Source organism: Aliinostoc maniaoense, from assembly GCF_058172895.1.
Genome location: NZ_CP187952.1, coordinates 1,607,215 through 1,621,444 on the forward strand (window position 1 = coordinate 1,607,215; position 14,230 = coordinate 1,621,444).

At 37.6% G+C, this 14,230-nt stretch carries 10 protein-coding genes; 7 read left to right on the plus strand and 3 right to left on the minus strand.

What is annotated here, in order from left to right:
* Window positions 1-96 precede the first annotated feature (96 nt).
* Window positions 97-1,257, minus strand: coding sequence for a glycosyltransferase (locus ACPZ3T_RS07175; RefSeq protein ID WP_490274746.1), 1,161 nt, complete (start codon window positions 1,255-1,257; stop codon window positions 97-99).
* Window positions 1,258-1,522: 265 nt separating this feature from the next.
* On the opposite strand from ACPZ3T_RS07175, the gene ACPZ3T_RS07180 reads away from it, so the two are divergent.
* Together ACPZ3T_RS07180 and ACPZ3T_RS07185 are read left to right on the plus strand one after the other, a co-directional pair.
* Window positions 1,523-2,458 carry an NAD-dependent epimerase/dehydratase family protein gene (locus ACPZ3T_RS07180; protein ID WP_490274748.1) on the plus strand — a complete coding sequence of 312 codons (936 nt, stop codon included), beginning with the start codon at window positions 1,523-1,525 and terminating at the stop codon, window positions 2,456-2,458.
* A gap of 541 nt (window positions 2,459-2,999) precedes the next feature.
* On the plus strand, window positions 3,000-3,350 hold the full coding sequence (locus ACPZ3T_RS07185; protein ID WP_490274750.1) for a hypothetical protein: 351 nt from the start codon (window positions 3,000-3,002) through the stop codon (window positions 3,348-3,350).
* 17 nt (window positions 3,351-3,367) lie between these two features.
* On the opposite strand, the gene pgsA is transcribed toward ACPZ3T_RS07185, so the two are convergent.
* Together pgsA and ACPZ3T_RS07195 are read right to left on the minus strand one after the other, a co-directional pair.
* Entirely contained in the window at window positions 3,368-3,901 is a 534-nt protein-coding gene (gene pgsA, locus ACPZ3T_RS07190) for a CDP-diacylglycerol--glycerol-3-phosphate 3-phosphatidyltransferase (RefSeq protein ID WP_490274752.1), read from the minus strand.
* 20 nt (window positions 3,902-3,921) lie between these two features.
* Window positions 3,922-4,485, minus strand: a complete 564-nt coding sequence (locus ACPZ3T_RS07195) for a Uma2 family endonuclease (RefSeq protein ID WP_490274754.1) — start codon at window positions 4,483-4,485, stop codon at window positions 3,922-3,924.
* A gap of 255 nt (window positions 4,486-4,740) precedes the next feature.
* Here ACPZ3T_RS07195 and ACPZ3T_RS07200 point away from each other — a divergent pair, with 255 nt between their 5' ends.
* The 5 genes from ACPZ3T_RS07200 (at window position 4,741) to ACPZ3T_RS07220 (ending at window position 14,228) form a co-directional block, all read left to right on the plus strand.
* Window positions 4,741-4,905, plus strand: coding sequence for a hypothetical protein (locus ACPZ3T_RS07200; RefSeq protein ID WP_490274756.1), 165 nt, complete (start codon window positions 4,741-4,743; stop codon window positions 4,903-4,905).
* 64 nt (window positions 4,906-4,969) lie between these two features.
* Window positions 4,970-6,382, plus strand: a complete 1,413-nt coding sequence (locus tag ACPZ3T_RS07205) for an aspartate ammonia-lyase (RefSeq protein WP_490274758.1) — start codon at window positions 4,970-4,972, stop codon at window positions 6,380-6,382.
* A 120-nt stretch (window positions 6,383-6,502) separates the two neighbouring features.
* Window positions 6,503-7,474, plus strand: a complete 972-nt coding sequence (locus ACPZ3T_RS07210; RefSeq protein ID WP_490274760.1) for an Npun_F2552 family protein — start codon at window positions 6,503-6,505, stop codon at window positions 7,472-7,474.
* Window positions 7,475-8,145: 671 nt separating this feature from the next.
* A complete protein-coding gene (locus tag ACPZ3T_RS07215) occupies window positions 8,146-9,255 on the plus strand; it encodes a ParB/RepB/Spo0J family partition protein (protein ID WP_490274762.1) in 1,110 nt (369 codons plus the stop codon).
* Between the two features lie 362 nt (window positions 9,256-9,617).
* Window positions 9,618-14,228, plus strand: coding sequence for a CHAT domain-containing protein (locus ACPZ3T_RS07220; RefSeq protein WP_490274764.1), 4,611 nt, complete (start codon window positions 9,618-9,620; stop codon window positions 14,226-14,228).
* Window positions 14,229-14,230: the final 2 nt, after the last annotated feature.

Genomic DNA, 14,230 nt, shown 5'->3' on the forward strand with positions numbered 1-14,230 from the left:
TTAATAATCCACACCACACATAGTCCCAATCTTAAAGCTAAAAGGAGGTGCTTCTGGGGTGAAATTGCCAAAAGCATCTAAAAGAATTGCAAAGAATTACAAAAAATTCTGGTTGTCACTGTCCAGAGGTGCTTTTTTGTCACACTGATATAAAAAATCTAGGTAGCGTCGAGCAAAAACTTGGGGTGAAAACTGAGCGGCGTGCGATCGCGTATACTCAGGGTTAAGCTCATGTTGATAAATTTCAAATTTTTCTACTGCCTCCACCAACGCTTCTGCTGTTTGTCTTTTAAATAGTATGCCCGTTCCTGTATCTTTATATGAGCGGACATCTTTGACGGTTTCTAAAGCACCTCCTGCACCATAGGCAATCACTGGAGTACCACAAGCTTGCGCCTCGACTAAGGCAATTCCAAAATCTTCACAAGCAGCATACACAAATGCCTTAGCCCTAGACATATAGTTTTTTACCACTTCATCAGGTTGCCATCCCAATATTTGGATATTCGAGTTCGCTAGCTCACGAATTTGTTTCATTTCTGAACCTGTACCAATGATTACCAATGGTCGTTGCAATTGATTGAACGCTTTAACAATTAGAGATACTTGTTTATAACTCACTAACCGGGAAACAGTCAGGTAGAAGTCATCTTTGTGAGGCAAAAATGGAAATGTTGCCACATTGACTGGTGGATAAATGACTGTGGCTTCTCGACGATAGCAACGCCAAATACGTCGAGCTGTATGGTGAGAGTTAGCAATAAAATAGTCAACGCGATTTGCACTCAATACATCCCATTGACGTAGCTGATGTAACAAGTATCGAGTCAGCCATCCGGCTACACCACTACCCAATTTACTGTGGTGTAGATAATCAAATGTTAAGTCCCAAGCATAGCGCATAGGGCTATGACAGTAGCAGATGTGCAACTGGTTGCCAGTGGTTAAAATGCCTTTAGCAACAGCATGGGATGAAGATAAAATGACATCATACTGGCGTAAGTCCAGTTGTTCAATCGCCAGTGGTAAAAATGGCAAGTATTTTTGAATGCCATTTTTGGCAAAGGGAAAGTGCTGGAGAAACGTACTACCAATCTGACGTTGATACAAATAACTTTCAGGATTGGTGGATTCAAAGTCAATGAGAGCATATAAATCAGCATCAATGTGATTGAGTATTTCTCGCACGACTAATTCTGAACCACCTGTGGCTTTTGGTGTTAGCCACTCATGAACAAGAGCATATTTCAAGGACACAGCTAACTTTTAAAGATGTAAAAAATATGTCAAGCGACAGTGTGAGGTTAACTGCAAAGTTGCTCTTAGTGATGGAGGAATGGGAATTGTCCCAGATAGCAATTGAAGACGTAATTCTTCTGATAGATGTTCCAAAGGGATGTAGCAACCTGATAACCTCAAGAGATTGGAGATTGGGAATTAGGGATTAGGGATGAGGACAATTTTTCCAAGTACCCAGTTCCTAGTTCCCAACCCCTAAAAAATACATAGGAGTTGGTACATTATGCGAATTTTGATCATGGGTGGTACTAGATTCATTGGTGTTTACCTAACTGAAATTCTTGTAGAACAAGGACATGAGGTAGTATTGTTTAATCGTGGTAATCGCCCCCTACCGAGTTTGCAGGGAGTAGGACAAATTATAGGCGATCGCACTGATCCTACACAGCTCAAGGAAAAATTATTACCAGAAAATTTTGATGTAATTTTTGACAATAATGGTCGGGAATTGGCTGATACTCAACCATTGGCAGAAATTTTTGCTGGTAGGGTGCAGCATTTTATTTACATGAGTTCGGCGGGGGTATATCTCAAATCTGACCAATTACCCCATGTGGAAGGAGATAAAATAGACCCGAAAAGCCGCCATCGGGGTAAACATGAAACGGAAGCTTACTTGCAGCAGCAGGGATTACCCTTTACTTCGATTCGACCGACTTATATTTACGGGACTCGGAACTATAATGATTTAGAAAGTTGGTTCTTTGATCGAATTGTACGCGATCGCCCGATTCCTATCCCTGGGAGTGGAATAAATATCACTCAATTAGGTCATGTCAAGGATTTGGCTATGGCGATGTCTCAGGTAATTGGTAATCAACAGGCGATTGGGCAAGTGTATAATATTTCTGGCGATCGCTTTGTGACTTTCGATGGTTTAGCCCGTGCTTGTGCTGAAGCTGCTGGTAAATCCCCAGATGACGTAAAAATTGTGCATTACGACCCGAAAAAATTTGATTTCGGTAAACGCAAGGCTTTCCCTCTACGTGTACAGCATTTCTTTGCTTCTGTTCATAAAGCCCAAATCGAATTAAATTGGCAACCCCAATACGATTTAATTTCTGGACTAGCTGATTCTTTTGTTCATGATTATTTAGCTACTAAACGAGATCAAGCAGAAATCGATTTCTCTGTTGATGACGAAATTTTACAAGCTTAGTTAATAGTCATTAGACTTCTTGCATAAATACTTTGGTGTTGCTAACAATATTATTTAAAAGCTCACGCAAAGGCGCAAAGGCGCAAAGAAGAACGCAGAAAGTCACTCTTGAATTTATGTATTCGTAGTGTTTAATTATTCGTGCAAGAGGTCTATTGGATATTATTCAGAGAAAAGGTAAAAGTAAATAATCAAAATATTGTTTACTTTTGCCTTTTAAGTTTTTATTCTAAATTGATTTGATTTTAGTTAAGTTGATTTAGCGATCGCCAGTTTCACCAATGCTGATATAGTTTTTAGTTTAAACCAAAATTAATCTGCTTAAACTTTTATAAATTGCACCTATCAGCATGATATTATCAAGTTAAAATTCATTAAATTTTAATATTACTCAATAAAATATATAAAAATTAGTTAAAAAATATCACAGCATGATACTCAATGTATGAGAATATGTGACATATTTAACTAGATAGTTATTTTAGGCTGTGCGATGCTTGACATTAATACCAAAAAAAATAGAATTAATCCGCTCAATTTTTTGAGTTTACTGAAAAAGAAAGCAGGCAAAAAAGAACCTCTCTTACTACTAACAACATTATTCGTTGCTTTTGTGCCATCAATAGCTCAAGCTAGCTGTTTAATCTGGACTTCTTGGGAAGACACAAGATTGACTCAACAGCAATGTTTAAATCGTGCTGAAGTTGCTATCAGAAATGCTGGATTTACTGAAAATTTTAGTCCCTTAGAATCAGGAGTCTATGCAGAAAGAGGATCATATAGCGGTACAATTCGGTGCATCAGTTCTAAGAGGATGGCATTCTTTATTGTAGCTGGGCCATCTGCTAGCACTGCGCGTAGATATCTCACACTTTTAGAAAGATACTATTAATATTGAATTGCCAGATTTCAGTTTTGCTCTGGGGTGTGTTTACTTGTGGGGTTTTGTGGCCACAGATAAATACCTCCAGAGATTATTGTTAAACTTACAGAAATCCAAAAGGCGATAAGAGATGGAATTTGCCATTCTAATGATAAGGGTGCAATGAGCAAGGCGATCGCAATAATCTGACTGACAGTTTTGAGTTTACCCCAAATATTCGCTCCGGTAATCGTGGTTTGATTAACTCGCCAACCTGCGATCGCTAATTCTCGCGCTAAAATTAAAAACACTCCCCAAGCTGGGATTTTTCCTAACTCTACTAAAACTAATAACGGTGCTAACACCAAGAATTTATCTACTAAGGGATCAAGAAACTTACCCAAGTCGCTAATTTGGTTAAGTTTTCTGGCTAAATAACCATCTAACCAATCTGTTAACGCTGCGACTAAAAATATTGCTAAACATATCCATCTAGCTTGCTCTGTAGGATTATACAAACCATAGAGCAGAAATGGCACACCAAGGAGACGCGAAAAAGTAATCCAATTAGGTAAAGTCATAATCTGGGTTGAGAAATTGTCTATAATTTCAACCAACCAAATAATTGTCTTAATGTCAAATGTAAATCACTAACTAAATCGGGAACTGGTAATATATCTGCTTCGTTGTCTAAATATATTGGTTGCTGTTGGGGTGGATAAACTAAAACTCCATACTCCTCTGGATCGATTAACCAACCTAAGCTAGTACCATGATTTAAGCAATGTAAAATATTTTTGGTGACTTTAGTTGTACTTTGTTCAGGAGATAAAACTTCAATTGTCCAATCTGGATGTGTATTAAAAACGTTGGCAATATTGCCTTTTTCATCTACAGGTATCCTTTCCCAAGCAAATACCGTCACATCTGGAACAGTAGAACGTCCTCCAAATGTACAACGTAATTCTGGAAAAGCTAGGGCAGTTTTTCTTGGTTCTGCTACATGATTAATTGTACTTACTAATTGCCCTTGCAGTCTACTATGTTTACCTTGGGGCATAGGTTTTTGAATAATTTCACCATCAATATATTCACTTGCTGGTTTAGTTTCTGGTAATTTTAAAAATTCCTCTAAAGATAGACGATGAGTTGGTGTTTTAATCATAATATTTTCCCTGCCCGTATTTACACACAAGTTTAGCTTAAATCAGTTTATTTCAGATAGTTTGGTGATTTACAGGACTTACGCAAGTGTCATAATTAATGGTTGGTGTGTGACGCTATAAGTTTTACTTGCTACGTTCAAATAGTTCCGTAGCGTCACACACCCTACTGGTGTGTCAAGGCTAAAATAGTGTATTAAAAAAAAGTAAAAAATATGCCAGCTGTGTAACTCTTGATTTACTGAAAATTAATAATTATGGAAATCATAGATTTAGCATTATCTAACTACCGTTGGTATCGTCGCCTAAGAGGTAAAACATGGTGGCAAGTAGAAATGCCCTTATTTGATGGTTGTAAAATTATTTGGGTACATAATTTACCAGAATGCGAGTGCTATATTTTGCAAGTAGAAAAATACTAGCAAAGCGTCGTAAAGCATCATTTGCATGGCATGATCTGTATTTTGAGATCATCCAAGTAATCATATGACTGACAACACAGATTTTCGCATCGAGCGCGATTCAATGGGCGATCGCCAAATCAAGAGTGATGTATATTACGGCATCCAAACTCAACGCGCAATTGAAAACTTCCCCATTAGCGGACTCAAGCCCTTACCTACTTACGTAGATGCTTGTTTATTTATTAAAAAAGCTACAGCAATAGTTAACGGTGAACTCGGTTGCATTCCCCAGGATATTAGCGAAGCCATTGTACAAGCAGCTGATGAAATCTTAGCTGGGAAATTACGTGATCAGTTTGTGGTAGATGTTTATCAAGCCGGTGCAGGAACTTCACACCACATGAACGTGAATGAAGTTTTATCAAATCGGGCTTTAGAATTACTGGGTGAAGCAAAAGGTAATTACAAGCGGGTAAGTCCTAATGATCATGTCAACTACGGACAGTCTACCAATGATGTGATTCCCACAGCGATTAGAATTGGGGGATTGTTAGCACTAACGAGAACATTACACCCGGCATTAGAAAAAGCGATCGCTACCTTAGAAACCAAAGCTGTAGAATTTCAAGATATCGTCAAATCTGGTAGAACCCACCTACAAGACGCTGTACCCGTGCGTTTAGGCGAAAACTTCCGGGCTTGGGCGCAAATCCTTTCAGAACACCAAAACCGCCTTTATACAGCCTCTGGGGATTTAATGGTGCTAGGTTTAGGAGGTAGTGCGGCGGGAACGGGATTAAATACCCATCCCCAATACCGTGTGCGTGTGGTAGAAGTTCTCTCCGAATTACTCAGCTTTCCTCTACAACCAGCACCGCATTTAATGGCAGCAATGCAAAGTATGGGCGCGTTTGTGAATGTTTCCGGGGCATTACGGAATTTAGCCCAAGATTTAGCTAAAATATCCCACGATTTACGACTAATGGATTCCGGGCCAAAAACCGGCTTCAAAGAAATTCAATTACCCCCAGTGCAACCTGGTTCATCAATTATGCCAGGGAAATATAACCCCGTGATGGCAGAGATGACATCAATGGTATGTTTTCAAGTCATGGGTTATGACAATGCGATCGCTTTTGCTGCCCAAGCTGGACAATTAGAATTGAACGTGATGATGCCGTTAATTGCCTACAACCTGATTCACAGTATAGAAATTCTCGGTAATACCATCGCTGCCCTAACAGAACGCTGCATCCAAGGAATTACCGCTAACAAAGAACGTTGTTTAGCCTACGCAGAAGGTAGTTTAGCTTTAGTTACCGCACTTAACACTCATATTGGTTACTTAAACGCCGCCGCCGTCGCCAAAGAATCTTTAGAAACAGGTAAATCCCTTAGACAGATTGTGTTAGAAAAAGGGCTAATGAGTGAAGCAGACTTAGCTACTGTGTTAAATCTAGAACAGATGAGCATAATTGTAGGCACTGGGGACTAGGGACTGGGGACTGGGGACTGGGGACTGGTATTTTAACTCAGCACGCGGCTCATCGCCCCGCTTCCGCTAACAGCACTCAGCACTCACTACTCACCACTTACCACTCACAATTATTGACTTATGCAAAATTCAAAACCATCTGTCAGCCTTATTCGGGCTAATTCTTACGCCCAAGATGCTTTAAAAGAATCTTTAGTCACCTTGTTAGAACCCTTGGGAGGGATGAAGGCATTTGTCAAACCAGGACAACGTGTCTTACTTAAACCTAACTTGCTCACAGGTTCACGTCCTCAAAAAGAGTGTACCACTCGTGCTGAATTGGTTTATGCCGTTGCCCAAATGGTGATTGCCGCAGGTGGCAAACCATTTTTAGGGGATAGTCCGGCTTTTGGTAGTGCTAAAGGGGTAGCCATTGCTAATGGTTATCAATCCATTATTCAAGACTTAAATCTGCCTATCGTTGAATTTCACGGACAGCGTTATCAAACCGTCAACGACAATTTTAATCACCTACTCCTTAGCAAAGAAGCGATAGAAGCAGATGTGGTGATTAATTTACCCAAAGTCAAATCCCATACCCAATTAACCTTAACTTTGGGAGTTAAAAACCTCTTTGGTTGCGTTCCGGGCAAAATGAAAGCTTGGTGGCACATGGAAGCCGGTAAGGATGCCAACCGCTTTGGTGAAATGTTAGTAGAAACTGCCAAAGCCATTAATCCCGACTTAACAATTTTAGATGGCATCATCGGTCATGAAGGAAATGGCCCTAGTGGCGGTGAACCTCGTCCCTTGGGGATATTAGCCGCAGCATCCAATGTCTTCGCCCTAGATAGGGCAATGGTGGAAATTCTCAACGTGTCACCTCATCAAGTCCCCACCGTTGCAGTTTCTCAACGGTTAGGAGTTTGCCCAGAACTCGCTGACATTGATTTTCCCAATTTACATCCAGACTTACTCAAAATTACAGATTGGCGACTACCAGACAAACTTATGCCAATTGATTTTGCCATGCCCAGGGTCATCAAGTCCACGTTTAAGCATTTATATATTCGCTTTATCAAAGAAACAATCACTGCCTATGGAAGAAATTAATTTCTCGCGCTTAGTTTATCTTGAGCATTCGCCCAAAACTAAGTGCATACCCTGCTACAACAATCTTCTCATGAGGAGGGTAGTCTAGAAATTACCCTCCGATTGCTTAACTAAACCGCCCAATAGTGGCGGTTTTCTAATTCGTAATTCGTAATTCGTAATTCGTAATTCGTAATGAGCTGCGCCCTGCTATGGTAACGCGTAATACCATTTCACAAAATACTTGATACAAATGTTTAGTCTCTAAATTCTTTCCCCCTGCCTAGGGTGTTGACTTTGATGAGATTTACCTATTCTTTATTCATACAGTTTTGGTGTTATCATCGGTGAGCCAAATTCAATAAGTAATAAGTAATAAATCATGGGTATTTACTCATTACTCATTACTTATTACTCATTACTTAAAGAAGGAAAGAATTGTGCATGAATTTTTCACCCCTGAAAAGGTACAGAGTCAACAGCCTACCCCCTGCCCCCCTGCTGTCTATGTGTATCAATCTTAAAGTGAAACGGTATAACTACTTAGGGCTTGGTGAAAAATGGCGAAAGATAGAAACATCAAGAGCTTCAGGTGGAGAAAACAGAAATAAAGTGGAATCTCTTGTGGGATGGGCTTCTAGCCTGTCTGGTGCTGTCTGTTTCACACCAAAATAACTATGTGTGGCTGACGTATGTTTAGCATTTTTCAGCCTTTGGTACGTTACGGCTTACGCCTAACACACCCTACTTCAGTAATATTGCTTACTCTCCTCACAAGTTCCTCAGATTTATTCCCTATTTTGAATCTAGAAGCAGATTCAGCTAGCAATTATGAAGCTAAAGACAACTTTTGCTTTATTTGCGCTTCAGAGGAAAAGTTTATGGATATGCTAACAGAACCATCCGATTGGAAATCACAGAGATTTGAATTTAATTATGTTGGGTTTCCTACTCAATGCCCTATCACTGTTGCAATTGATTTGATTGAATTATCTCTGAAACAACCACGGCGTTATTTTGACGCGAAAAAGTTGGCTCAACTTGTAGAATCGGTGAAAGAACACGGTATTTTAGAACCTGTGTTAGTGCGTCCACTGCGTCACGGTAAATATGAATTAATTGCTGGAGAAAGAAGGATCAGAGCCGCACGCATTGTAGGATTAGTTGAAGTACCAATTATTTCCCTAGAGCTAAATGATCAACAAGCCTTACAAATTGCTCTGATGGAGAATTTGCAACGGGAGGAACTCAATCCTGTTGAAGAAACAGAAGCCATACTAGAACTACTATCTTTATCTCTTCAAGTCAGCACCAAGGAAGTGATTTCTTTGTTACACAGATTTTTCAACGCTCAACAAAGAAGTCAATCACTGAATCAAAACGATCTAATCAAAGTAGAGCAAGTTGAATCTATATTACAGGCGATCGGCAAGTTTAATGCAGCTAGTTTCCGTTCTAGTCGTCTCCCCTTACTAAAGCTACCGCAAGAAATTCTGGCATCTCTGCGACAAGGTGAAATTGAGTACACCAAAGCACAGGCTATATCAAGAGTTAAATCGGAACAACAGCGCACCAAATTACTCAAGATATCTATCACAGAAAATCTTTCTTTGAGTGAAATCAAAGCTAGAGTTAAGGCACTTAAATCTCAATCTGCATCACAATCACAAAATGCTGTAACTGAACGGTTGCATGAAATTAATAAGCTGCTACGTCAAAAACGCAGTGCAATCAAATCTCAAAACCAAGAAAGAATCAACAAGCTATTAGATGAAGTAGAGAAATTAATTTCCGAAAATTAAAAATGCAGACATAATTGTTTCCAAAGTCTGTAATTTTCCTTAATACAAGGAAATCTCCAAACCCTTGTAAAATCGCCTTTTTGCTTTTAATTGCTTATTAACTATGTATAGGAATGTATATATAGTTAATAAGTTTTAAACAGTAGTTGACTTAACAATCAAGCAAGTAAGAGACTAAGTTACGTAAGAGTTTTTACGGGTTTGAGTATGTCAGAAATTAGCGTTTTGAAGCTGCTATTTTTCGGCATATTTCCTTTGTAGATTTGGATTTTTCATCATAATTCAAAAACCAGAATTGAGAAATCAGAATGCTCTCAGAATAGTTAGAGGGCAAGATTATCTCCTTGTGGGAGAGCCTTATTATGTATAAGACTAAAACTTTTATATTAGCTATCATATTTTGGCTATTGCCGACAATTGCCAAAGCACAAATTACGACTGCACCCGATGGTACAGGTACAGTTGTCACAACCAACGGTAACAACATTGATATTACTGGGGGTAGTTTGAGTAATGATAGTGCTAACTTATTTCACAGTTTCTCAGAATTTAATGTCAATACTAATCAAACAGCTAACTTTATTTCTCAGCCTTCAATTCAAAACATTTTGGGGCGTGTAACAGGTGGAAATCCTTCTTTAATTGACGGACTAATTAGAGTTACTGGTGGTAATTCCAACTTATACTTAATTAATCCGGCTGGGATTATATTTAGTCCTAACGCTAGTTTAAATGTGCCTGCTTCATTTATAGCAACAACAGCAACTAAAATTACCTTTGATAATAATTTTGGCTTTGATAGCTATAGTGTCAATAATTATGCTGATTTAGTAGGAAATCCGTCAAATTTTGTATTTGATGTTAGTCAGCCAGGCAGCATTATCAATGCAGGCTCTTTAGCAGTTAATCAAGGACAAAATCTGTTTTTAATAGGTGGCAACGTTGTCAATACAGGAACATTAACAGCATCACAGGGTAAAATTTCCATCATAGGTGTTCCAGGCTCAAGTTTAGTGCGTATTTCTCAACCAGGACATTTGTTGAGTTTGGAAATTGATGCAAGCGCAATTACACCTTCTGGAATTAACCCTTTGAGTTTACCAGAATTGTTAACAGGCAAAGGTCAGAATTTAGCATCAGAAATTACAGTTGATAATTCTGGATATGTAAGCTTAACTGATTCTGAGGTAATTTTACCCAGTGGAGAGGGAGTAGCTATTAATGTTGGTGTAATTGATGTTTCTGGGAACAGTGGTGGCACGGTAAATATATTAGGAAACGAAGTAGCACTTATTAATAGTAACATTAATGCTTCTGGTCTAAGTGGTGATGGGGGATTTATAGAAGTATCGGGAAAAGAAGAATTAACTTTTTTAGGGAATATTGATCTGACAGCTTCTAATGGCAATTTAGGAACACTAGTTTTAGAGACATCTGATATCAATCTTATAGATATTAGTGGGATAAATAATTTTGAACCTACTATCGGGAATCAAGGTTTTATTTATGAGGTTTCTGATTCACTATTCATAGTTGATAAAAACATTGTTGAAAATTTAAATGCTAATCTTCTGCTCAAAGCGACTAACGATATAACTGTTCAAGATGGTGTATCACTAAATTTTGCTAGTGGCGGTTCTATTAGCTTCACCGCAGATGCAGATAACAATAATATAGGGTCTTTTTTGATGGATAAAACACAATCCATTACTGCCCCTAGTAGAAATATCTCGATTTCAGGAGCTAACATAACCACAGGTAATATTAATACTCATGTTGTAAATGGACTTGGTGGTAATGTCAGTTTGTCAGCACAAAAATCAATTGTCACAGGAGCAATTGATACTTGGGTGAATGGTGGAAGTGGAGGTAACATTGAACTGAATACAGGTAGTAATGGTGTAATTTCTACAGGTAATTTAAATTCAGTAACTTACGACTTTGATTTTGGTGGAGATGTAAATATTAATGCTAATGGCGGTACTGTTAAGACGGGTAGCATCAATAGTTATGCAAACCGCAGTGATAATCAAGGCGGTGATATTATTATTAGTGCCGGTAATATTGTCACTGGTGGAATTAATGACAATGGTTTGAGTGGCTTTGGTATCTTAGATGCTGAAGGTGGTGTTATTTCTTTTAATGCAACTAATAGTATTAGCACCGGAAATATCTTTAACAAAAATAATACTATTAGTTTTAACGGTTCATTTATTTTAAATAATGACGTATATATTAATAGTTTCGATGGTAATGTCAATTTTGCAAATAGTATTAATGGTGGTAATAATCTAACAATTAATGCAAGCTTAGGAAATGTTACATTTAATGGAATAGTAGGTAATACCACTCCTTTAGCTAATTTAAAAGTTATTAGTGCTGGGATAACTCAGATTAATAGTGATGTAACTACAACAGGTGAGATTAACATTATTAGCCAAAGTGGTGACATTAAAACTGAAAATTTAACTACTAATGGCGGTAATGTTAGTCTTATTTCTCAAAATAATTTAACTACAGGTAATATTAATACTCATGTTGTAAATGGACTTGGTGGTAATGTCAGTTTGTCAGCACAAACATCAATTCTCACAGGAGCAATTGATACTTGGGTGAATGGTGGAAGTGGAGGTGACATTGAACTGAATACAGGTAGTAATGGTGTAATTTCTACAGGTAATTTAAATTCAGTAACTTACGACTTTGATTTTGGTGGAGATGTAAACATTAATGCTAATGGCGGTACTGTTAAGACGGGTAGCATCAATAGTTATGCAAACCGCAGTGATAATCAAGGCGGTGATATTATTATTAGTGCCGGTAATATTGTCACTGGTGGAATTAATGACAACGGTTTGAGTGGCTTTGGTATCTTAGATGCTCAAGGCGGTATTATTTCTTTTAATGCGACTAATAGTATTAGTACCGGAAGTATTTTTAACAAAAATAATACGATTAGTTTTATTAGTGAAAGTGGTGAAATTACAACTGAAAATATAAATTCGTATGGTGGTAATATTAGCCTGAGTTCTAATAATAGTTTGACCACTGGTAATATTAATTCAGTTTCTAATATTCATAATTCTGGCAATATTTCTCTTACTAGTGTCACAGGTGCAATTACTACTGGAGATATTAACTCGAATAATCTGTCTAGTCATGGTGGTGCAGTTAATATTCAAGCACTTGATCGCATTAATACTGGCATTATTAACACTAGTTCTGAAACTGGTAATGGTGGTTCAGTGTTACTAGATCCAAACAATGGAATCCTCGTTAAATATATTAATACTCAAGGTGGAAATTTAGGTAGAGGTGGGGATGTAAATATCTCAACTAAAGCTAATTTTCAAGCAACAGATACGTTCACATCTCGTAATGGCTTAAATGCCAGCATCTCTACATTAGGAGGGTTAGAGAGTGGTGGTATTGTCATCAATCATGGGGGTGAGGTTTTTACAGTAGGCAATGCCACAACTAATGGTACACAAGGAAGTATTGTTACTGAACAGAATAACTATATCTTAGCTAACCGTAATATAGTTGGCAATTTAACTCACGGTAAAATTCAAGTAACTTCTTCACAAGAATCACCACCATCAGAAGAAATTGATAAACCTGATAAAGATCAGGAAAATACTGTCATACCATTCCCAGATGATAACCGAACACAAACTATAGAAACGCATAAAGAAGCCATTGATAAATCAGAATCAATAAACACCCAACAATTTGCTTCATTTTTGGGTATACGAGGAAATATAACTGCTCTTAAAACTGAGGATTCACAGGCGATTTTAAAAAGAAATGAAGCATTAACAGGTGTCAAATCAGCTATTATTTATGTCAAGTTTGCACCTAAGCGCAATGTAAGTCATGGCAGTTTAGTAAATACCATTCAGAATGACGATATTTTACATTTGGGATTAGTTACAGGTAATAGTCTGCCTCAAAATATATTAGTAGCAGATGCAACTAGAGAAAAGGTAATTGCAGAATTTATAAACTTGAAAAGACAAGTTACTGATCCTGGTAAAACTAAAACTACTAGTTATCTAAAAAGTTCCCAGAAAATTTATCAATGGCTAATTGCACCACAAGAAGCTGAATTACAAAAGCAAGGTATCAATAATTTAATCTTTGTCATGGAGGAAGGATTGCGCTCACTTCCTGTAGCGGTTCTTCATGATGGTAAACAATTTTTGGTTGAAAAATATAGTTTGGGAATGATACCCAGTTTTAGTCTCATTAATCCGAAATATCAAAATGTAAAGAATGCTGCAATTTTAGCTATGGGAGCAGCTAAATTTTCTCCAGAACAGAAACAAAAAGAATTAAGGGCAGTACCTTTAGAGATTAATATAATTAACCGAACAATGAAAGGTAGTCAATACCTGCTCAACGATAAATTTACTTTAAATAATCTCAAAGCTCAAAGTGCTAATACAAATTACAAAATTGTTCATATTGCTACCCATGCAGATTTCCCTAATAAAAAGAATGGAGGTAAAAAAGAATCATACATACAGTTATATGATAGTAAACTGCGCTATGAACAAATAGGAAAAATAGGCTGGAATAAATCACCAGTTAGTTTATTAGTGTTAAGTGCGTGTAAAACAGCCATAGGTGATGAAGAAGCTGAAATGGGGTTTGTGGGATTAGCTATTAAAAGTGGTGTGGATTCCGCACTTGCTAGTTTATGGTATGCGTCAGATGCAGGAACACTAGGTTTGATGACGGAATTTTACAATCATTTGAAAACTGCAAATACAAAAACTGCGGCATTAAGACAAGCACAATTAGCAATGATTAAAGGCAAAATCCGAATTGAAGAAAATCAATTAATTACATCTACTGGGAGTATTCCACTTTCACCAGAACAAGCAGCATATTTAAAGAATCATATCGTCGGAAATCTTTCTCACCCTTATTATTGGGCTAGTTTCACAATGATTGGTAGTCCTTGGTAAGA